The organism is Pseudomonas sp. HLT2-19-2 (genome assembly GCF_054898005.1).
This window is the reverse complement of record NZ_CM142712.1, coordinates 3,208,537-3,230,623: the sequence shown is the minus strand read 5'-3', so window position 1 is coordinate 3,230,623 and position 22,087 is coordinate 3,208,537. Positions and strand designations below refer to the sequence as shown.

At 59.7% G+C, this 22,087-nt stretch carries 13 protein-coding genes and 2 pseudogenes; 13 read left to right on the top strand and 2 right to left on the bottom strand.

The window, feature by feature from the left end; genetic code table 11:
- The first annotated feature begins 126 nt into the window (after positions 1 to 126).
- From ACYZTU_RS15030 to ACYZTU_RS14990, 9 genes are all read left to right on the top strand, one after another.
- Entirely contained in the window at positions 127 to 1,584 is a 1,458-nt protein-coding gene (locus ACYZTU_RS15030; protein WP_461963873.1) for a serralysin family metalloprotease, read from the top strand.
- Positions 1,585 to 1,652: 68 nt separating this feature from the next.
- Entirely contained in the window at positions 1,653 to 2,075 is a 423-nt protein-coding gene (locus ACYZTU_RS15025) for an AprI/Inh family metalloprotease inhibitor (RefSeq protein WP_461963870.1), read from the top strand.
- A 154-nt stretch (positions 2,076 to 2,229) separates the two neighbouring features.
- Entirely contained in the window at positions 2,230 to 4,005 is a 1,776-nt protein-coding gene (locus ACYZTU_RS15020; RefSeq protein WP_461963868.1) for a type I secretion system permease/ATPase, read from the top strand.
- 11 nt (positions 4,006 to 4,016) lie between these two features.
- Positions 4,017 to 5,351, top strand: coding sequence for an HlyD family type I secretion periplasmic adaptor subunit (locus ACYZTU_RS15015; RefSeq protein ID WP_461971048.1), 1,335 nt, complete (start codon positions 4,017 to 4,019; stop codon positions 5,349 to 5,351).
- 2 nt (positions 5,352 to 5,353) lie between these two features.
- Positions 5,354 to 6,718: a TolC family outer membrane protein gene (locus ACYZTU_RS15010; RefSeq protein ID WP_461963866.1), complete on the top strand. Its 1,365-nt coding sequence runs from the start codon at positions 5,354 to 5,356 to the stop codon at positions 6,716 to 6,718.
- A 105-nt stretch (positions 6,719 to 6,823) separates the two neighbouring features.
- Positions 6,824 to 9,781, top strand: a complete 2,958-nt coding sequence (gene eprS / locus ACYZTU_RS15005; protein WP_461971046.1) for an autotransporter serine peptidase EprS — start codon at positions 6,824 to 6,826, stop codon at positions 9,779 to 9,781.
- A 124-nt stretch (positions 9,782 to 9,905) separates the two neighbouring features.
- Positions 9,906 to 12,953, top strand: coding sequence for an autotransporter domain-containing protein (locus ACYZTU_RS15000; RefSeq protein WP_461963864.1), 3,048 nt, complete (start codon positions 9,906 to 9,908; stop codon positions 12,951 to 12,953).
- A gap of 23 nt (positions 12,954 to 12,976) precedes the next feature.
- Positions 12,977 to 14,665: a polyurethane esterase gene (locus ACYZTU_RS14995; protein WP_461963862.1), complete on the top strand. Its 1,689-nt coding sequence runs from the start codon at positions 12,977 to 12,979 to the stop codon at positions 14,663 to 14,665.
- A 94-nt stretch (positions 14,666 to 14,759) separates the two neighbouring features.
- On the top strand, positions 14,760 to 16,613 hold the full coding sequence (locus ACYZTU_RS14990) for a polyurethane esterase (RefSeq protein ID WP_461963860.1): 1,854 nt from the start codon (positions 14,760 to 14,762) through the stop codon (positions 16,611 to 16,613).
- 53 nt (positions 16,614 to 16,666) lie between these two features.
- On the opposite strand, the gene ACYZTU_RS14985 is transcribed toward ACYZTU_RS14990, so the two are convergent.
- Positions 16,667 to 16,891 (bottom strand): YgdI/YgdR family lipoprotein, encoded by a 225-nt coding sequence (locus ACYZTU_RS14985; RefSeq protein WP_461963858.1) that lies wholly within the window; start codon positions 16,889 to 16,891, stop codon positions 16,667 to 16,669.
- 207 nt (positions 16,892 to 17,098) lie between these two features.
- Between ACYZTU_RS14985 and ACYZTU_RS14980 the strand changes: the two genes are divergently transcribed.
- The 4 genes and pseudogenes from ACYZTU_RS14980 to ACYZTU_RS14965 form a co-directional block, all read left to right on the top strand.
- The gene (locus tag ACYZTU_RS14980; RefSeq protein ID WP_461963856.1) at positions 17,099 to 18,766 is read left to right on the top strand and encodes a VRR-NUC domain-containing protein; all 1,668 of its coding nucleotides are present in this window, start codon (positions 17,099 to 17,101) and stop codon (positions 18,764 to 18,766) included.
- Positions 18,763 to 21,042 carry an ATP-dependent DNA helicase gene (locus ACYZTU_RS14975; protein WP_461963854.1) on the top strand — a complete coding sequence of 760 codons (2,280 nt, stop codon included), beginning with the start codon at positions 18,763 to 18,765 and terminating at the stop codon, positions 21,040 to 21,042. Before ACYZTU_RS14980 ends, ACYZTU_RS14975 begins: the two co-directional genes overlap by 4 nt.
- A gap of 45 nt (positions 21,043 to 21,087) precedes the next feature.
- A pseudogene (locus tag ACYZTU_RS14970) lies at positions 21,088 to 21,354 on the top strand (zeta toxin family protein); the annotation flags it as partial.
- A 47-nt stretch (positions 21,355 to 21,401) separates the two neighbouring features.
- Positions 21,402 to 21,774: pseudogene (locus tag ACYZTU_RS14965) on the top strand (response regulator); the annotation flags it as partial.
- 9 nt (positions 21,775 to 21,783) lie between these two features.
- Here the strand turns inward: ACYZTU_RS14965 and ACYZTU_RS14960 are convergent.
- Positions 21,784 to 22,029, bottom strand: coding sequence for a hypothetical protein (locus ACYZTU_RS14960; RefSeq protein WP_461963852.1), 246 nt, complete (start codon positions 22,027 to 22,029; stop codon positions 21,784 to 21,786).
- Positions 22,030 to 22,087 lie beyond the last annotated feature (58 nt).

Sequence of the window (22,087 nt, the reverse complement as noted above, 5' to 3'; positions counted from 1 at the left end):
TAGACTTTTGATTTCAAATTGTGTCAGTTTTCTTTGGCCTTCATTGGGCGAGTGATAGGACGATCTCGCCAGAGATTGTCGCTATCTGACAAAAAACTGTTCATAGCAAAACAAGGAAGTGTGTTTATGTCGAAAGTAAAAAACAACGCTATTGACTCCGCTGAACAGGCGTTCCAGCCACTGCAAGCATTGGCGGCATCCAGTTCTGCGTTCAACCAGATCAATAGCTTCAGCCATCAATATGATCGGGGTGGCAACCTCACGGTCAATGGCAAACCCTCCTTCTCCGTCGACCAGGCAGCTACCCAATTGCTGCGCGATGGCGCTGCCTACCAGGACAAGGACGGCAGCGGCAAAGTCGAACTCACCTACACGTTCCTGACCTCGGCCTCGTCGAGCACCATGAACAAGCATGGGATTACCGGGTTCAGCCAGTTCAGCACCCAGCAGAAAGGCCAGGCCGTGCTGGCCATGCAATCCTGGGCCGACGTGGCCAATGTCACGTTCACGGATAAGGCCACGGGCGGCGACGGTCACATGACCTTCGGCAACTACAGCGGCGGCCAGGATGGCGCGGCGGCCTTTGCCTATCTGCCTGGCACGGGAGCGGGTTATGACGGTACTTCCTGGTACCTGACCAACAGCAGCTACACGCCAAACAAGACGCCGGACCTGAACAATTACGGCCGGCAGACCCTGACCCACGAAATCGGTCACACCCTGGGCCTGGCCCACCCTGGCGACTACAACGCCGGCGAGGGCGCTCCGACCTACAACGACGCGTCCTACGGGCAAGACACCCGCGGTTACAGCGTCATGAGCTACTGGAGTGAAAGCAATACCAGCCAGAACTTCAGCAAGGGCGGCGTCGAAGCCTATTCGTCCGGCCCGCTGATGGACGATATCGCGGCCATCCAGAAGCTCTACGGTGCCAACACCACCACCCGTACCGGTGACACCACTTACGGCTTTAACTCCAACGCCGGTCGCGACTTCCTGAGCGCGTCTTCGTCGTCGGACAAGGTTGTATTTTCGGTATGGGATGCGGGCGGCAAGGACACGCTGGACTTCTCTGGCTTTACCCAAAACCAGAAGATCAACCTCAACGAGGCCTCGTTCTCCGACGTTGGCGGCCTGGTGGGTAACGTGTCTATCGCCAAGGGAGTCACCGTCGAGAATGCCATCGGCGGTTCGGGCAACGACCTGCTGATCGGCAACAGCGTGTCCAACGAACTGAAAGGCGGTGCCGGTAACGACATCCTCTTCGGCGCGGGCGGTGCGGACAAACTGTGGGGTGGCGCCGGTTCGGACACCTTCGTGTTCGCGGCCAGCAGCGATTCCAAACCTGGTGCCGTTGACCAGATCCTCGATTTTGTCAGCGGTCTGGACAAGATCGACCTGACCGGCATCACCAAAGGCGCAGGCCTGCATTTCGTGAACTCGTTCACCGGTGCAGCAGGCGATGCGGTGTTGACCTCTTCGGGCGGTAACAGCCTGTTGTCGGTGGACTTCTCCGGGCACGGCGTGGCTGATTTCCTGGTCAGCACCGTGGGCCAGGCGGCTTACTCCGACATCGCTGCGTGATGTGAGGTGAAAAAGGAGGGCAGCGCAGATGCGCTGCTCTCCGCCCCTTGAGATGAGTAAAGCGCCTTATGATCCATAACGGCTTCACCTGCAGAACAACCGTGTGGCTATTGGCGACGTTCATGATGTTTTTTGGAGATTTAGCCATGGCGAGCAGCCTGAAATTAGCAGACCCCTCGGAACTGGCCGGTAAATGGCAGGTAACCCTCATCGCCAAAGATGACTCGCCAGAGTCCCAGGCGTTGCAGGACAAACCGTCAAACGTGTGCACCCTCGAACTGCACGCTAACCAAACCCTGGGCGAGGGCGCCACGTGCCTGAGCGCCTGGCTGGGCGAGCAAACAATCGGTTGGTTTACGGAGCCTGACGGCATTGCAATCACTGGGCCTGAAGGCTCAAAAGTGCTGTTTTTCAGTCGGCATCGTGATGGGCTTTATCAAAGCACATTGAAATCCGGGTTGATCATTACGCTCCAGCGAGAAGTCCATTAAGTCCAACGCCCGCTAATAGCGTTATAAGTCGCAGATCAATAATCGAAGCGCTTTGTCGACGACAGAGTTGTTATTGAAATGTAATCGGTAATTGCAAAAAAGATTAAACAAACCTCGCCAGATATGGCGAGGGATAACACCTCAGGAAGAACCCATGAAGATGGCAAAGAGCCCGGCCACCGCACCTTTAATCAAGGCCCTGGGCGACTATAAGAGCATCCTGATCAGCGTTGGTTGTTTTACCGCATTGATTAACGTGCTGATGCTGGTTCCGTCGATTTATATGCTCCAAGTCTATGACCGCGTATTGTCGTCGCAAAACCAAACAACGCTGGCCATGTTGTCATTAATGGTGGTCGGGTTCTTTGCCTTCATTGGCTTGCTGGAGATTGTGCGCAGCTTCATCGTCATTCGCATCGGCAGCCAACTGGAGCGACGCTTCAATTTGCGGGTCTATCAGGCTGCGTTCGAGCGCAACCTGTTCAAGGGCGAAGGCAACGCCGGACAATCGTTGGGGGACCTGACCCATATTCGTCAGTTCGTTACCGGTCCGGCTTTGTTTGCCTTCTTCGATGCGCCGTGGTTTCCGGTCTATCTGTTCGTGATCTACCTGTTCGATGTCTGGCTCGGCGTGTTCGCGACGGTGGGCGCGGTGCTGTTGATTGGCCTTGCTTGCCTCAACGAGACCCTGACCAAAAAGCCCTTGGGCGAAGCGGCAGGGTTTTCCCAGAAATCCAGCCAACTGGCCACCAGTCACCTGCACAATGCCGAAACCATTCAAGCCATGGGCATGCTCGGGGTGTTGCGTAAACGTTGGTTTCAGGTTCATTCACGTTTCCTCGGCCTGCAGAACCAGGCCAGCGACACCGGTGCAGTCATCAGCTCTCTGAGCAAAACCCTGCGCCTGTGCCTGCAATCGCTGGTGCTGGGCCTTGGCGCCTTGCTGGTGATCAAGGGTGATATGACGGCCGGGATGATGATCGCGGGTTCCATTCTGATGGGCCGCGTCCTGAGCCCTATCGATCAGTTGATCGCCGTGTGGAAACAGTGGAGCGGCGCCAAACTTGCCTACCGCCGTCTCGACGCCTTGCTGCAAGCCTATCCGCCCAGTGTCGAAGCCATGGCGCTACCCGCGCCCAAAGGCCAGATCAGCTTCGAGCAAGTCAGTGCCGGCCCGCCGGGGCAACGCGCGGCGACCCTGCACCTAGTCAGTTTCAGCCTCAGCGCGGGAGAAGTGATGGGGGTGCTCGGGGCGTCCGGTTCCGGTAAGTCGACCCTGGCCCGGGTGCTGGTTGGCGTCTGGCCAACGCTTGGCGGGACGGTGCGGCTCGACGGCGCGGACATTCATCGCTGGAACCGCGACGACCTCGGCCCCTACATCGGTTATCTGCCGCAAGACATCGAACTGTTCAGTGGCAGCATCGCCGAAAACATCGCCCGGTTTAGCGAGGCGGATCCGCAAAAAGTCGTTGAAGCAGCGCAGCAGGCCGGCGTTCACGAACTGATTCTGCGCATGCCTCAAGGCTACGACACTGTGCTCGGCGAGGACGGCAGTGGACTGTCCGGTGGTCAAAAACAGCGTGTGGCCCTGGCGCGCGCCCTGTATGGCAATCCGAGTCTGGTGGTGCTGGATGAACCCAACTCCAACCTCGACACCGTAGGCGAATCGGCACTGGCTGGCGCCATTGCACACCTGAAAGCCCGGGGCACCAGCGTGATTCTGGTCACCCATCGCTCTTCGGCGCTGGCCCAAGCCGACAAATTGCTGGTGCTCAGCGAAGGGCGTTTGCAGGCCTTCGGCCCGAGCCAAGAGGTGCTCAAGGCACTCTCCGGTGCCCAGGAACAACAACGTGAAAAAGCCGCGCCGGCACCGGGCGGGCTTAGCATGAGCAGGCAGTATCAGGCCTCGACAGGGAACTCGGGTGTATGAGCAGCGCACAGATGGACAGTCAAAACGAAGCGACCATGGAACACGACTACATCGCTGAACGCCCTGAACGCGACGCAAGATTTTTCGCCCGCATGGGCTGGATTCTGGCGATCGTCGGCGCCGGCAGTTTCTTCACGTGGGCCAGTCTCGCGCCTCTTGACCAAGGCATTCCCGTGCAAGGCACGGTCGTGGTGTCGGGCAAACGCAAAGCCGTGCAATCGATGAGCAGTGGCGTGGTCAGCCAGATTCTGGTGCGCGAGGGCCAAGTGGTGAAGCAGGGCCAGCCTTTGTTCCAGCTCGACCAGACGCAAGTCGCCGCTGACGTGCAATCACTTCAAGCGCAATACCGCATGGCCTGGGCCAGTCTGGCACGGTGGCAGAGTGAACGGGACAACCTCAAGCAGGTAAATTTCCCCACTGAACTGAGCAACGATCCCGATCCACGCCTGGCGCTGGTCCTCGAAGGCCAGCGGCAGTTGTTCAGCAGTCGCCGTGAAGCGTTTTCCCGCGAACAGGCTGCCTTGCGGGCCAGCATCGAAGGCGCCAACGCGCAACTGGCTGGCATGCGCCGCGCCCGCACTGACCTGACTGCCCAGGCCAGCTCTCTGCAACAACAACTGAGTAACCTTCAGCCCCTGGCGGATAACGGCTACATCCCGCGCAATCGGTTGATGGAGTACCAGCGCCAGCTGTCGCAAGTTCAGCAACAATTGGCAGAAAACACCGGCGAAAGCGGCCGGGTAGAGCAGGGCATTCTCGAATCGCGGCTGAAACTGCAGCAGCACATCGAGGAATACCAGAAAGAAGTTCGCACCCAACTGGCCGATGCGCAGTTGAAAAGCGTGACGCTGGAAGAGCAACTGACCTCCGCCGGGTTCGATCTGCAACACAGCGAGATCATCGCTACCGCCGATGGCATCGCGGTCAACCTTGGGGTTCACACCGTGGGCGCGGTGGTGCGTCAGGGTGAAACCCTGCTGGAGATCGTGCCTCAGGGGACGAGTCTGGAGGTGGAAGGGCACCTGCCGATCAACCTGGTCGACAAGGTCGGCACGCACTTGCCGGTGGACATTCTGTTCACGGCGTTCAACCAGAGCCGCACGCCGCGCGTGCCCGGCGAAGTCAGCCTGATCTCCGCCGACCAGATGATCGACGAAAAAACCGGTGCGCCGTATTACGTGCTGCGCAGCAGCGTCAGCGATCAGGCCATGGAAAAACTCAACGGCCTGGTGATCAAACCCGGCATGCCAGCGGAAATGTTCGTGCGTACCGGTGAACGTTCACTCCTCAACTATTTGTTCAAACCGCTGCTCGACCGGGCAGGCTCCGCGTTGACCGAGGAATAAGGATGTTCGGCTGTATGAATAAGCTTTCCATGCTCGCCTCAACCCTGGCTTTGCTGACCTGCAACAGTGTGCTGGCCATGGGGCCGTTCGATATCTACGAACAAGCGTTGCGCAACGATCCGGTGTATCTCGGCGCCATCAAAGAACGCGATGCAGGCCTTGAAAACCGCGTCATTGGCCGCGCCGGGCTGTTACCCCGAATCGGTTACAACTACAACAAGGGGCGCAACTCCTCCAACGTCACCTCCCTCAACGAGCGCGGGCAAAACCGCACCGATGACCGCAACTACAGCAGTTACGGCTCGACCCTGACCCTGCAACAACCGCTGCTCGACTACGAGGCTTACGCGTCGTATCGCAAAGGCGTGGCGCAATCGCTGTTTGCCGACGAAGCCTTTCGCGGTAAAAGCCAAGAGCTGTTGGTTCGGGTGCTGGAGAACTACACCAAAGCACTGTTCGCTCAGGATCAGATCGACATTGCCTTGGCCAAGAAAAAAGCCTTTGAGCAGCAGTTCCAGCAGAACGAGCAGATGTTTCGTCAGGGCGAGGGCACGCGCACCGACATTCTAGAGGCCGAGTCGCGCTATGAGCTGGCCACCGCCGAGGAAATCGAGGCCCGCAACGAACAGGATGCATCCCTGCGGGAACTGGGGGCGCTGATCGGCGTGCCGGCCATCGACATTGCCGATTTGGCGCCACTGGACCAGCATTTCCAGACGTTCACCCTGCAACCGGCCAACTACGACACTTGGCACGAGATCGCGGTGGCCAACAACCCGAACCTGGCTTCCCAGCGCCAGGCGCTGGAGGTGGCGCGCTACGAGGTTGAACGCAACCGCGCCGGGCACCTGCCCAAAGTCAGTGCCTACGCCTCAGTGCGACAGAACGAGTCGGAAAGCGGCAACACCTACAACCAGCGTTACGACACAAACACCATCGGCATCGAAGTCAACGTGCCGCTGTATGCCGGTGGCGGGGTCTCGGCCTCGACGCGCCAGGCAAGCCGCACGATGGAGCAGGCTGAATACGAACTGGACGGCAAGACCCGGGAAACGCTGATCGAGCTGCGTCGGCAGTTTAGCGCCTGCCTGTCGGGCGTGAGCAAACTGCGGGCCTACCAGAAAGCCCTGGCTTCCGCCGAAGCGCTGGTGGTGTCGACCAGGCAAAGCATTCTTGGCGGTGAACGCGTCAACCTCGATGCGCTGAATGCTGAACAACAGCTTTTCACCACCCGCCGGGATCTGGCCCAGACACGTTATGACTACTTGATGGCCTGGACCAAGTTGCATTACTACGCAGGAACCTTGAGCGCGCAGGATCTAGCCAAGGTTGACGAGGCGTTCGGCCAAGGCCCAAGGATCCAATGATGAACTTGTAGCAGCAGGCTTCGCCAGCTGATACAGGAGATGTGTTGCTACCCCTAGTGGGGAACCAGAATTCTAAAAACGCCAAGAAAGCGAGAAGTCATGAACATGGATGTACAGATCAAGCCGATGTCGGTGGGCACGTTATTGCTCTGGATTTCGGTAGCGCCATGTTCGGCCCAGGCGCTTTATCAGGAAACCGGCACCCTCGGCGATGCCGCCAGTTGGCGCACCGCAGAATTCCAGCGCGACTGGGGCCTTGCCCGCATGCAGGCCGATCAAGCCTATGCCGCCGGGATCACGGGCAAAGGCGTGAAAATCGGCGAGCTTGATTCAGGTTTCGATGCTTCCCATCCCGAATTCGCTACCGACCGTTACCACGCGGTGCTGGCAAGCGGCAGTTACGTCGATGGTTCGTCGTTTAACGTCGATGGCACGCTCAACCTCAACAACGATTCCCACGGCACGCACGTCGCCGGCACTATGGGTGCCTCGCGCGATGGCACCGGCATGCACGGCGTGGCCTACAACGCGCAGGTCTACGTCGGCAACACCAACAAGAACGATAGCTTCCTGTTCGGCCCCAATCCTGATCCACGCTACTTCAAAGCAGTCTATGACGCGTTGGCGGATGCCAGTGTGCGAGCGATAAACAACAGCTGGGGGAGCCAACCACCGGATGTCAGCTATCGGACCCTCGACGATCTGCATGCGGCCTACACCCAGCACTGGAACAAAGGCACCTGGCTCGACGAGGCAGCCGACGTTTCCCGACGCGGCGTGATCAACGTGTTCAGCGCCGGTAACAGCGGTTACCCCAACGCCAGCGTGCGTTCAGCCTTGCCGTATTTTGCGCCGGACCTGGAAGGCCACTGGCTGGCGGTGTCAGGGCTGGATCAAAGCAATCTGCAGAAGTACAACCAGTGCGGGATCGCCAAGTATTGGTGCATCACCACCCCCGGCGCGAAAATCGACAGCACCATTCCCGGCGCAGGCTATGCGATCAAGTCCGGCACTTCCATGTCCGCGCCGCATGCCACCGGTGCCTTGGCGCTGGTGATGGAACGCTATCCGTACATGAGCAACCAGCAGGTGCTGGAAACCCTGCTGACCACCGCCACCCAACTCGACGGTTCGATCACCGAGGCGCCGAACACCCGCGTCGGTTGGGGCGTGGCCAACCTTGATCGGGCGATGCGCGGGCCGGGACAATTACTCGGGCGTTTCGACGCCAATCTGGGGGCAGGGCAGAGCGATGTCTGGAGCAATGACATCTCGGACAAAGCGCTGATCCAGCGTCAGAGCGAAGACGCGGCGGAACACAGTGCCTGGCAACAGACACTGAAGACCAAAGGTTGGGGGAACGGTGTGCCGGTCGGTGCCAGCCAGCAGGCTCAGACCGACTATGCGGTGGGCATGGCACGCGATCTGGCCGCCACTACTCGGGTCTACGAAGGCAGCCTGATGAAGTCCGGTGCCGGACGCCTGATGCTGACCGGCGACAATACCTGGCGCGGGCCGACCACGGTGAATGGCGGTCTGCTGTCGGTCAACGGTTCGTTGGCATCGAAGGTGACCGTCAATGACAGCGCCACGCTGGGTGGGTCTGGACGCGTCGGCGCACTGACCGCCAACCGCGGCGCTACGGTTGCGCCCGGCAATTCCATTGGCACCTTGCAGGTCAGCGGCGATGTCACCTTTGCGCCGGGTTCGACCTACGCAGTGGAGCTATCGCCGACCGAGAGTGACCGGATCATCGCGGGCGGCACGGCCACGGTCGGCGGCGCGACCGTCAGCCTGTCACTGGAAAACAGCCCGACCTTGCTCAGCACTCAACACGTGCAAAGTCTGCTCGGTCATCAGTACAACATCCTGCAAGCGGCCGGCGGCATTCAAGGTCAGTTCGGCGCCGTGCTGCCCAACTATCTGTTCATTGGCGGCAGCCTTGATTACGCCGCCACCGGCATTCAACTGAGTGTCGAACGCAACGATACGACCTTCGCCAGCGTCGGCCAAACGCCGAATCAGCGCTCCGTTGCCTCCGCCGTGGAAGGGCTTGGGGCGGGTAATCCGGTTTACGAAAGCCTGCTGCTGTCGCCCACCGCAACGTCCGCCCAACAGGCGTTTCAGCAGTTGTCGGGGGAAATCTATCCGGCGCTAGGGTCGGTACTGATCAACGACAGTCGTTACCTGCGTGATGCCGTCGGTGAGCGACTGGTTGACGCCCAAGGTGCTCAAAGCAATGGCTGGATCAAGGCGCTGGGCGCCTGGGGCAAGACCGATGACCGCCATGACACCGCAGGTTACACCACGTCGATTGGCGGCTTGCTCGCCGGTGTCGACGGGGCGCTCGATGAGCAAACCCGGATCGGTCTGGTCACCGGTTATAGCGACAGTTCGGTGAGCATGGGCTCCGGCACGCATTCATCGGCCAAGGTCGACAGCTATCACCTGGGCGCTTATGCCGGACGCGAGTCAGGTGCCTGGCGCCTGAGTGCCGGCGGTGCCTACAGCTGGCATCGGGCCGACATCAAACGCGACCTGCAATACGGCGACGTCAGCGCCAAACAGAAAGCCAAGGTCGATGCCGGGACCACCCAAGTGTTCGGTGAAGCGGCGTATCGCCTGAACCTGCAACCTCTGGCGCTCGAGCCCTTCGCGAACCTGGCCTACGTGCACCTCAACACCGAAGGTTTCACCGAGAAAGGTGACGCCGCCGCACTGAAAAGCAGTGGCGACACGCGTGAAGCAGTGCTCAGCACGTTGGGCGTGCGCGCGTTGAAAACCGTGAACCTGTCCGGCCAGCAACGACTGGACCTGAGCAGCAGCCTCGGCTGGCAGCACAACCTGAGCAACACCGACTCCGAGGAACATCTGGCGTTTGCCAGCGGCAGCACAGCGTTTTCCGTAGAAAGTTCTCCAATGGTGCGTGACGCAGCGCTGGTGGGCGCCCATGCCAGCCTGGCCCTGAGCCGGGACATTCGCTTGAACCTCGATTACACCGGCCAACTGGCCAACCGCGAGAAGAGCCATGGCGTCGGGCTCAGCCTCAATTGGCAGTTTTAACGCGAACCCAGTAGCAGCTGACGCAGGCTGCGCCAGCTGCTACAGGGATCGTGCTTCACAAATATAAAAACAGGTGCTTTCAAGGCCCAGGAATTTTGGCAACACAACTAAGGACGGTAGCTGGATGAATAACAAGTACAACAACCTTGCCTTGCTCTGCGCATTGGCCACCCTCGGTACCGCGCAAGCGGCGCCATACGTGGAAAACGGTAGAGCGGGCGATCCCAACAGTTGGCGCAGCGCTGAATTCAATGCCGATTGGGGACTGGGAGCGGTCAACGCACAAGAGGCCTACGCCGCCGGTTACACCGGTAAAGGCGTGAAACTGGGGATCTTCGACCAACCGGTCTACGCCGCGCATCCGGAGTTTTCCGGTCCCAACAAAGTGATCACTCTGGTCACCAGCGGTATCCGCGAATACACCGACCCGTACATCCCGGTCAAAGCGGGGGACGCCTTTCGCTACGACGGTTCGCCCTCGATCGGTTCCGACGGCAAGCTCGGTGCCCACGGTACCCACGTTGGAGGGATCGCTGCCGGCACTCGAGATGGCGGCCCGATGCATGGCGTGGCATTCGGTGCGCAGATCATCAGTGCGGATAACGGAGATCCGGGCCCAGAGGACGGCATTATTCGCGGCAACGACGGAGCGGTTTACAAGGCCGGTTGGGATGCCTTGATCGCCAGCGGCGCGCGGATCATCAACAACAGCTGGGGCATCGGCATCACCGATCGCTTCGACCTCGGAGGACGCAACCCAGCGTACCCGCATTTCACCGTGCAAGACGCGCAATTGCAGTTCAACGAGATCCGTCCGTTACTCGGGACCAAACCGGGCGGAGCCTACGACGGCGCCATCGCGGCGGCTCGCAGCGGTATCGTGACGATCTTCGCGGCCGGCAACGACTACAACCTCAACAACCCGGACGCCATCGCGGGCCTGGGTTATTTCGTCCCGGACATCGCGCCGAACTGGGTCACCGTGGCGGCCTTGCAAAAGAACCCGGACCTCAACAGCCCGGACCTCTACAACATCAGCACCTTCTCTTCACGCTGCGGCTACACCGCAAGCTTTTGCGTGTCTGCACCGGGCAGCAAGATCTACAGCTCGATCATCAGCGGTACCAACGCCGGCAACCTGACCACCGGCTACGCCAACTACAACGGCACCTCGATGGCGGCGCCACATGTCGCCGGTTCCATGGCAGTGCTGATGGAGCGCTTCCCGTACATGACCGGCGCCCAGGTCGCCAGCGTGTTGCGCACCACAGCCACTGACCTCGGTGCGTCGGGTGTCGATTCGCTGTATGGCTGGGGCATGATCAACCTGCGCAAAGGCATCGATGGCCCGGCGATGTTCGTCACCGAGCAGGACATTCCCGAAGAATTTCGCATTCAGGGGGCCTACGGTTCGAGTCAGTTTGTCGCGGATTTGCCAGGCATCGGCGCGATCATCGACGCGGGCAAACCGACCGAACGCGTCTGCAATGACGTGCACTGCGGCCTCGACACGTGGCGCAACGACATTTCCGGGCACGGCGGTTTGACCAAGCAAGGCATTGGCACGCTGGTCATGACTGGCGCCAACACCTACACCGGCCCGACGCTGGTCAATCAAGGCCGCCTGGCCATCAACGGTTCGCTCGCATCAGCCGTCACGGTCAATGACAGTGGCATCCTCGGCGGTAACGGTCGCATCAGTGCGCTGACCGCCAAAAGCGGCGGCACGGTGGCGCCGGGCAATTCCATCGGCACCTTGCAGGTGGCGGGCGACGTGACCTTCGAGCCTGGCTCGACCTACGCCGTGGAATTGTCGCCCACCAGCAGCGACCAGATCGTCGCGGGCGGTAAAGCCGTGATCGAAGGCGCTACCGTCAGCCTGTCCCTGGAAAATAGCCCGACCTTGCTGACCACCAGCGAAGTGAAATCCCTGCTAGGCAATCACTACAACATTCTGCAAGCGGCCGGCGGGATCGAAGGGCGTTTCGGCGCCGTGCTACCGGATTACCTGTTCATCGGAGGCACTCTCGACTACTCGGCCAATGGCATCCAACTGGCGGTAGAACGCAACGCAGCGTCCTTCGCCAGCGTCGGCCAAACCCCGAATCAACGCGCTGTCGCCGCCGCCGCCGAGCAACTGGGCGCCGGCAATCCGCTCTATGAAACCCTGCTGCTGTCGCCGACCGCGGCCGTCGCGCAACAAGCCTTTCAGCAGCTCTCCGGTGAGATTCACCCGGCGATCGGCACACTGCTGATCAACGACAGCCGCCACCTGCGCGATGCCGTCGGCGAACGCCTGCGCGAGCGTGATCTGTTCAATGCTGCGGCACCGACGGATGACCGTAGCAACGCCTGGGTCAAAGTCCTCGGCGCCTGGGGCAAGAGCGATGGCGGGCATGACAACGCCAGTTCCAACAGCTCCATTGGCGGCTTGCTGGCCGGTGTCGACGGTCTGATCACTGAAGATACGCGGCTGGGTTTCGTGACCGGTTACAGCGATAGTTCGTTGAGCATGGGCGATGGCACGCATTCGTCAGCCTCCGTCGACAGCTACCACTTGGGCGCCTATCTGGGCCATGAACTCGATGCGCTTCGTCTGAGCGTCGGCGGCGCCTACAGCTGGCATCGCATCGACGTGAAGCGTGATCTGCAATTCGGCGACGTCAGCGGTAAACAGAAATCCAAACGCGACGCGACAACCGCACAACTGTTTACCGAGGCGGCGTATCGCCTGGACCTGCAACCGCTGGCTCTGGAACCGTTCGCCAACCTGGCTTACGTGCACCTCAACAGTGACAGCTTCACCGAGAAAGGTGATGCCGCAGCGCTCAAGGGGGGCGAAGACAACCGCGACGCCGTGCTCTCGACCCTCGGGATTCGGGCGAGCAAAGCGATTGCCCTGTCGGACAAACAGCAGCTGGAACTGTCCGGCACGCTGGGCTGGCAGCACAACCTGAGCAACACCCGTTCCGAAGATCACCTGGCCTTCGCCAATGGCAATACCGCGTTCAGCGTACAGAGCGTTTCCCTGGATCGTAACGCCGCCGTTGTGGGTGCGCGGGCCGGTTTGGCGGTGGCGCAGGATGTGCGTGTGAGCCTGGATTACAACGGGCTGCTCGGCTCCCACGAGAAAGACCATGGTGTGGGCCTGACGCTCGACTGGCAGTTCTGATTTAACGCAAAGGAAGCAAGCATATGGGACTTTTTGACTACAAAAATGCCGACGGCAAGGCGCTTTACTCCGATGCCATCGCGCTGACGCTGTATGCGTACACGCCAACGGGTCAGCCGCTGCCGGCGACCGGTTGGGCACCGATTGGCGCTACGCAGTTGGGTTATCAGGGCAAGGTCGGCGCTCAGGGCACCTTCTATGGCGAGAAAGACGGCTTCACCAGCGCCGAAGCCGAAGTACTCGGCAAATACGACGCGGCGGGCAAGCTGATCGGTATCGGCATTGCCTTGCGTGGCACCGGAGGCCTGGGTTACAGCGACACCTTCGGCGACATGAAAAACAATTTGCTGGCCGCTGTCGGCCCAGTGGATTACGCGACGAACTATGCGAAAAACGCCTTCGACACCTTGCTCAAGGACGTTGCCGCGTTTGCGATTGCCCATGGCCTGAGCGCCAGAGACGTTATGGTCAGCGGTCATAGCCTGGGCGGGCTTGGGGTCAACAGCCTCGCGCACTTGAGCGGCAGCCACTGGGGCGGTTTCTTCAAGGACGCCAACTACATCGCCTTCGCCTCACCGACCCAGAGCGCCACCGGCAACAATGTGTTGAACATCGGCTACGAGAACGATCCGGTGTTTCGGGCACTCGACGGCACCACGTTCAGCAGCGGTTCCCTGGGCAAGCACGATGGTCATCAGGACTCGGCGACCAACAACATCGTCAACTTCAACGACCAGTACGCGTCCACCTCGCAAAACCTGGTGCCGTTCAGCATCCTCAACCCGCTGAACTGGTCGGCTCACGGCTCGCTGGGTTATGCCGCCGGTTTGAACCGGGTGATCGACTCGCGTTTCTACGACCTCACCAACAAGGACTCGACGCTGATCGTGTCCAACCTGACGGAATCGTCCCGAGGCAAGACCTGGGTCGAGGACCTTGGTCGCAGCGGCGAACCTCACACCGGCAGCACCTTCATCATCGGCACGGACAGTAACGACCTGCTCAAGGGCGGTGCCGGCAATGACTTCATCGAAGGCCGCGACGGCAACGACCGGTTCCGCGATGACGGCGGCTTCAACATCCTGCTGGGCGGCAAGGGCAGCAACACCATGGAATTGCAGAAGCCGTTGCAGAACTTCAGCTTAGCCAACGATGGCGACGGCACGCTGTACGTGCGTGATGCCTACGATGGCATCAGCATGACGCGCGACATCGGCGCGCTGGTCAGCAAGGAGTCGGGCTCATGGTGGGGGAGCAAGGAGGTGACTTACAGCGTCACCGCCAACGGTTTGCTCAACGGCAGCGAACTGACCCACTACAACCATTCGCTTAACGGTGACGCCTACAGCAACACACTGGCCGCCAGCGTCGACGGCGACTGGTTGTTCGGCAATGCCGGCGACGACCTGCTGCGCAGCGACAAAAGCCACGTGACCTTCGTCGGTGGCGCGGGCAATGACGTGATGCAGGCCTCGGGTGGCAACAACACGTTCCTGTTCAGCGGCGCCTTTGGTTTCGACGCGATCAATGGCTACCAGGGCAATGACAAACTGGTGTTCATGGGCGTCCAAGGCGCGGGGCAGGGTTATGACTACCAGCAACACGCTTCGCAGTCGGGCCATGACACGGTGCTGAAGGTGGGTGACTTCGCCGTCACCCTGGTGGGGGTGGGACTGGATAACCTGTCGGCTTCAGGCATTACGTTTGCCTAAAGGCTGCATGCACTAGATGCTCCGGGACGCCTCGTGATCGGGCGTCCTGGTTGTGAGCTATCTCTGACAATTCCAACAAAAGAGAGGCAATACCATGGGTGTGTACGACTACAAAAACTTCGGTACAGCAGATTCCAAAGCGTTGTTCAACGACGCCATGGCAATCACGCTGTATTCCTATCACAACCTCGATAACGGCTTTGCCACCGGCTACCAGCACAACGGCTTCGGCCTTGGCTTGCCGGCGACATTGGTCACCGCGCTGCTTGGCGGCACCGATTCCCAAGGTGCGATACCCGGCATTCCGTGGAACCCCGATTCGGAAAAAGCCGCGCTGGACGCGGTGCAGAACGCCGGCTGGACGCCAATCACGGCTTCGCAACTAGGCTATGACGGCAAGGTCGACGCACGCGGAACGTTCTTCGGCGAAAAGGCCGGGTACACCAGCGCTCAGGTAGAAATCCTCGGCAAGTACGACGCGCAGGGTCATCTCAGCGAAATCGGTATCGCCTTTCGCGGCACCAGCGGCCCCCGGGAAACCCTGGTCAGTGATTCAATCGCAGACGTGATCAACGATCTGATGGCGGCGTTGGGGCCGAAAGATTACGCCAAGAACTACGTCGGCGAAGCCTTCGGCGACCTGCTCAGTGACGTTGCGGCATTTGCCCGGGCCAATGGCCTGTCGGGCAAGGACGTGCTGGTCAGCGGCCATAGCCTCGGTGGCTTGGCGGTCAATAGCCTGGCGGATTTGAGCAACGACAAATGGGCCGGGTTCTACCAGGATTCCAACTACATCGCCTACGCCTCGCCGACCCAAAGCAGCACGGACAAAGTGCTCAACGTCGGTTACGAAAACGACCCGGTGTTCCGTGCCCTCGACGGCTCATCGTTCAACCTGTCGTCGGTGGGAGTACACGACGCCGCCAAAGACTCGGCGACCGATAACATCGTCAGCTTCAACGATCACTACGCCTCGACGGCTTGGAACGTGCTGCCGTTTTCGATCCTCAACATTCCGACCTGGATCTCGCACTTGCCCACCGGTTACGGCGACGGCATGACCCGAGTGCTGGAGTCGGCGTTCTATGAGCTCACCAGCAAAGACTCGACGATCATCGTCGCCAACCTGTCGGACCCGGCGCGCAGCAACACCTGGGTCCAGGATCTGAACCGCAACGCCGACACCCATAAGGGCAGCACCTTCATTATTGGCAGCGACGGCAACGATCTGATCCAGGGTGGCCAGGGCAACGACTACCTGGAAGGCCTCGATGGCAACGACACCTTCCGCGACGGTGGTGGCTACAACATCCTGTTGGGCGGCAAGGGCAACAACGTGCTGGACTTGCAGCAGTCGGTGAAAAACGTCGACTTCGCCAATGACGGTGCCGGCAATCTGTACATCCGCGACGCCAAGGGTGGCATCAGCATTACCCGCGACATCGGCAGCCTCGTGACCAAGGAGCCGGGGTTCCTATGGGGGCTGTTCAAGGATGACGTAACCCACAGCGTCACTGCCGAGGGCCTTAAGACGGGCAACAACCTGACTCAGTACGCGTCAACGGTGAAGGGTGGCGCTGGCGCCGATACGCTCAAGGCTCACGCGGGCGGCGATTGGTTGTTGGGGCTGGGCGGCAACGATCATTTGATCGGCGGCAAGGGTAACGACGTGTTTGTCGGTGGGGTGGGAAATGACCTGCTGGAGTCGGGAGGCGGGATCGATACCTTTTTGTTTAGCGGCGCGTTTGGTCAGGACCGGGTGGTTGGCTACCAGGCTGACGACAAACTGGTGTTTCTCGGGGTTCAAGGGGTAACGCCAAACGACGACTATCGGGCGCATGCCACAGCGGTGGGGCACGACACGGTGCTGACATTTGGGGGGGATTCGGTGACATTGGTCGGGGTGGGATTGGATAGTTTGTCAGGTGCGGGGATTGTTGTTGCCTGAGGGTGATGTGACGCTTCATCGCGAGCGAGCTCGCGATGAACGATACGCGGAATTCAGTCTTCCTGCCGAATCGTGGTCACTTCATCGGCCTTGACCTTCACTTTTGCCCCGGAAATATCTTCGAACTCAAAGAAGCCATCCTTGGTCTTGGTTTTCGGTATGTCCTTGGTCAAATACTGGGTGCCGTTCTGCAGCGTTACTACCGTTGGCGTCGAGCAACCCGCCAGGGCCAGAAAGGCCGCTACCGCCAGGGGCAAGCCCAGAGTCTTGATATTCATAACCACCTCTTATACTTCAAAAAAACAGCGCGACTGTCGCGAACGAAATCAATCGTCACTGTACCTCTAACGCGGTTGGTGCGATGGATCGGCAGAAAGTTCATAGGCACCCGAAAAATTACCGAATAGCGCCGCCGCTTATCCTTTTCCGTTTGCACCAGGCAGGGCGTAGCTGGTATCTGTACGCATAACCAGTACTCGCTCGCCATGGCCTTTTTTCCTGTGACTGCAAATCCTCTCGACGATCCGTTCTACTACTTGAACAACTTCATGCAAGTGCTTGATTGGCTTGAGCATCGCTATGCCGATGTGTTGAGTGTCGAAGAGCAACACTTCATCCGCGAGTTCAATCGGCTACCCAGTGAGTCCAGGGCGCTGTTGGTCAGGATGGTGATGCGCAAGGGGGATCACTTCAGGGCGAGCAAGCTGCACTACCTCGAAATCGGCGATACCGCCATTGCCGCCGGGCCATTGCTGGCGCTGGGCTGGATCGATGAGCAATTGCCGCTGTCGATCAATGCGCTGTTCGAGGTGTTGCTAAAGGCAGAAATTCTCCAGTGTTTTGGCCCCACCATCGATCAGCCCAAGGGAAAAAAGACCGATTGGCTGCCGGTACTGAGCGAGCGGTTTCCCCAGGCTCAAAGCTTCGGCCAGTGGTGCCCGTCGCTGGATGACCGATTGTTCAGCCTGACCATCATGGGCCTGTGCGACCGGCTGCGTTTGATGTTTTTCGGCAATCTTTACCAGGATTGGTCCGAGTTCGTGCTGGCTGACTTGGGCATCTTCACCTATGAAAAAGTCGAGTTCTGCGCCGATTCCCGAGGCCTGCGCAGCCGTGACGACGTGGATGCCTGCCTCTTTCTTCATGCGTGTCAGCAGCATTTCGAGGCCGGCGAAGCAGTGCAAGGCATTGTCGAGCAGATCAACGGACTGGCGCTGAGCAATCCCTGGCTGCAACGACGTCGCGGCAAACTGTTGTTCCAGATCGGTCAGCATTGCGAGCGCATGGCGGATTTCTCGACTGCCCTGATGATCTACCGCGAGTGTGCCTATCCCGGCGCGCGCCTGCGGTTGATTCGGGTGTTGGAGCGCTGCGGTGACTACCAGTTGGCCATGGACCTGGCCGCCACGATTGAGCAATCGCCGGAAAGTGCCGCCGAACAGCAACAATTGCTGCGTGTGCTGCCCAGGCTGCGGCGCAAGCTGGGCGGGCCGGCGATGAAGCGCGTATCCCCACGGGCGATGCTGCGCCTGGACTTGCACCTGCCCAGAACCGACCCGGCGTTGTCCGTGGAGTATTACGTTCAGGCGCATTTGGCGGAGGATTCGGCACCGGTGCATTACGTCGAGAACAGCCTGGTCAACTCGCTGTTCGGTCTGCTGTGCTGGCCGGCGATCTTCGCACCGTTGCCGGGGGCGTTTTTCCACCCGTTCCAGCGTGGGCCGGTGGATCTGCTCAATGAAGACTTTCACGCGCGCCGCGCGGGTTTGTTCCAAAACTGCCTGGCTGAACTCGATGACGGGCGTTACGTGCAGACGATTCGTGAACGCTATGCCAGCAAGAGGGGCGTGCAGTCGCCCTTTGTGTTCTGGGGTGTGCTGAGCGAAGAGTTGCTGGATCAGGCACTCGATTGCCTGCCGGCCGAACACCTCAAGCACTGGTTCAATCGACTGTTGTTGGACATCAAGGCCAATCGCGCCGGTATGCCGGACCTGATCCAGTTCTGGCCGCAGGACAAAACCTACCGGATGATCGAAGTCAAAGGCCCCGGCGATCGCCTGCAAGACAATCAATTGCGTTGGCTCGAGTTCTGCCATGAACACCAGATGCCGATTGCCGTCTGTTACGTGCAATGGGCGGAGCAGAGCGCGTGAGTTACAACATCGCAGTGCGGGCGCTGTGTGAATTCACCGCCAAGGTCGGTGACCTCGACCTGCGTTTTACGCCCTCGCCGACGGCGCTGGAAGGAATTGTCGGGCACCGTACGGTGGCGTCCCGACGTAACGAGGGCTACCAGAGTGAAGTCGCGCTTGAAGGCTTATATCAAACGTTGAAGGTGAAGGGCCGGGCCGACGGCTACGACCCCGTGCAAAATTGCCTGGAAGAAGTCAAAACCTATCGCGGAGACTTGAGCAAGCAACCCGCCAATCATCGTCAGCTGCACTGGGCGCAGGCGAAGATTTACGGCTGGTTGATGTGTCAGAAACTGGATCTGGCGCAGATCAATCTGGCCCTGGTGTACTTCGACATCGTTAGCGAAAAGGAAACCTGCCTGATCGAGGCGTTCAGCGCCGTCGAGCTGGGGCTGTTCTTCGAAGACCATTGCGCCTTGTTTCTGCACTGGGCCGAACAGGAAATGGCTCATCGCGCAGGGCGTAATCGGGCCGCGCAACACCTGGCGTTTCCCCATGCCGACTTTCGACCCGGGCAACGTCATCTGGCGGAATCGGTGTTCAAGGCCGTCAGCACCGGTCGTTGCTTGATGGCCCAGGCGCCCACGGGAATCGGCAAGACGGTCGGCACGTTGTTCCCGATGCTCAAGGCCCTGGCGCCGCAGCTACTGGACAAGGTGTTCTTCCTCACGGCGAAAACCCCGGGGCGCAAACTGGCGCTGGACGCCGCGCAGGTGATCCTTGAGAGCGCCGACGCGCCGCCCTTGCGGGTACTCGAAATGATTGCCCGGGACAAGGCCTGCGAGCATCCGGACAAAGCCTGTCACGGTGAATCCTGCCCGCTGGCCCAGGGGTTTTATGATCGCTTGCCCGCCGCTCGCCAGGCAGCCAGCGAATTGAGCCTGTTGAACCAGAGTGCATTGCGCCAGGTCGCTCTGGAACACGACGTCTGTCCCTACTACCTGAGCCAGGAAATGGCCCGCTGGGCAGACGTGGTGGTCGCCGACTACAACTACTATTTCGATTTCAGCGCGCTGCTGTTCGGGCTCGCCCAGGCCAATAACTGGAAAGTCGCGGTGCTGGTGGACGAAGCCCACAACCTGGTAGAGCGCGGTCGGCAGATGTACAGCGCCAGCCTCGACCAATCCACCCTCAACGGCGTACGAAAAACCGCGCCTGAGGCGTTGAAAAAACCCTTGCAGCGGGTCAACCGTGAGTGGAATGCCTTGCATAATCTGCAACTCGGCGCCTATCAGGCCTATGACAAGGCTCCGGAAAAATTGCTCCAGGTGTTGTCGTCGTGCAGTGCGAGCATCGGCGACTACCTGAATGATCATCCGCAAGGCCTGGACGGGGCGTTACAGAGCTTCTATTTCGACATGCTGCAATTTTGCCGCGTGGCCGAACTCTTCGATGAACAGTTCCTGTTCGACATCAGCAAGCGCGACCTCGACCGCAAGCGCAACTTGTCGCAGCTGTGCCTGCGCAACGTGGTGCCCGCCGGTTTCATCCGCCCGCGCTTGACGGCTGCCCGCAGCACCGTACTGTTTTCCGCGACCCTGAGCCCTCGCCACTACTATGCCGATCTGTTGGGTACGCCAGCGAACGCGGTGTGGATCGATGTCGAATCGCCGTTTCATGCCGACCAGTTGCAAGTGCACATCGTCAGTCAGATCTCTACGCGGTTCGTCCATCGCCAGTCATCTCTCGCGCCGATCGTCGAGCTGATTGCCCGGCAGTTCAGCCAACGTCCCGGCAACTACCTAGCGTTTTTCAGCAGCTTCGATTATTTGCAGCAAGTGGCGCAGTTGCTGGCCGAGCGGCATCCCGACATCAATCTGTGGTCGCAGTCGCGGGGCATGGGGGAAGGGCAGCGTCAGGACTTTCTCGATCAGTTCACCACCGACAGTCAGGGCGTCGGTTTTGCGGTGCTGGGTGGGGCTTTTGGCGAAGGCATCGACTTGCCCGGTGCGCGCCTGATCGGTGCGTTCATCGCCACCCTTGGGCTGGCGCAACTCAACCCGGTCAACGAGCAATTGAAACAGCGCATGGCGGCGATTTTCGGCGCCGGTTATGACTACACCTACCTGTTTCCCGGTGTGCAGAAAGTGGTGCAGGCGGCGGGGAGGGTGATCCGCACCCAACAGGATCAAGGGGTGGTGATGTTGATCGACGACCGGTTTGGCGATAACAAGGTCAAGCAGTTACTGCCGCGCTGGTGGTCAATTGCCCCAAGGCTTTTTCACTCAGCCGAGTAGGATTTTTTACTTTAAAAACATCGACATATCTTGAAAGACAACGACAACTATGTTCGTCTGTACCTGCCCGACTACCGCAAAAAACACCCCCAATACCCAGAGATGATCAAACTCGGCGTCTTGCATGCGTATGAGCATACCGAGGCATTCGTCCGAGAAGTCAGCGCGAAAATCTTTACGCAGGCCTTCACCGGCAAATACAACCTCATCATGGAATGTGCGTTCGACAGTATCGATTTCGCGGCCTTTCCACCGACGGCAACAGCCCAGGGTTATCAGTTCGAGACTCACATCGTTGGCTGCACTCAAGAGCAGTGACGTGAGGGACCGCTGGTTCAGTCGCAAAATTCGTTGCCGAGGAGCAAGCTGCAGCGCCCGTGCCCCATTTGTGCGTGATGGTGGTGGACGATGACAGCCTGGTCTTGACCAGTACCTGCCTGTTGCTCGAGGACCTGGGGCATCGAGTGATCAGTGCAGCGTCCGGTGCACAGGCGCCGGCAATGTTCGACAGCGAACAGGCGATTGATCTGGTTATCACGGACATGGCCATGCCGCAGATGAATGGCGCGCAACTCGCGTAGGCTATCCGGGTCATAAAGCCGAGCCTGCCGATCATTCTTGCCATCGGTTACGCCGAGCGCCTGGAAGGTTTCGCAACCAGACTTCCGCGCCTGTCCAAACCCTTTACTCAACTCAATCTGAGTGGAAATCATCGCCTTGACCATGAAATGACAAGCGCGTTCAATGTTCGGCCGCGGATCCCGCGTTCTTCTTGAATCCACGCACGTTCATGGCGCACAGGCAAAACTGCAGCACGATCAGTGCATAAGCCTGGGTGTGGTAACCCCAAATCACCCACAAAATATTGCTGACAATAAAGCAGACGAAGCCCGAGACCCTGCGCCGGGGGCTTTGCGAACCAATCAACCACGCCGCCAGCACCGTGACCAGCATCGCTGGCCATTGCACCCAATCGAGATAGTCCATCCCCATTCCTTAACGTCAGTTCTTAAGTGAGGGACCACAGTGTTGAGGCACCGTTCGG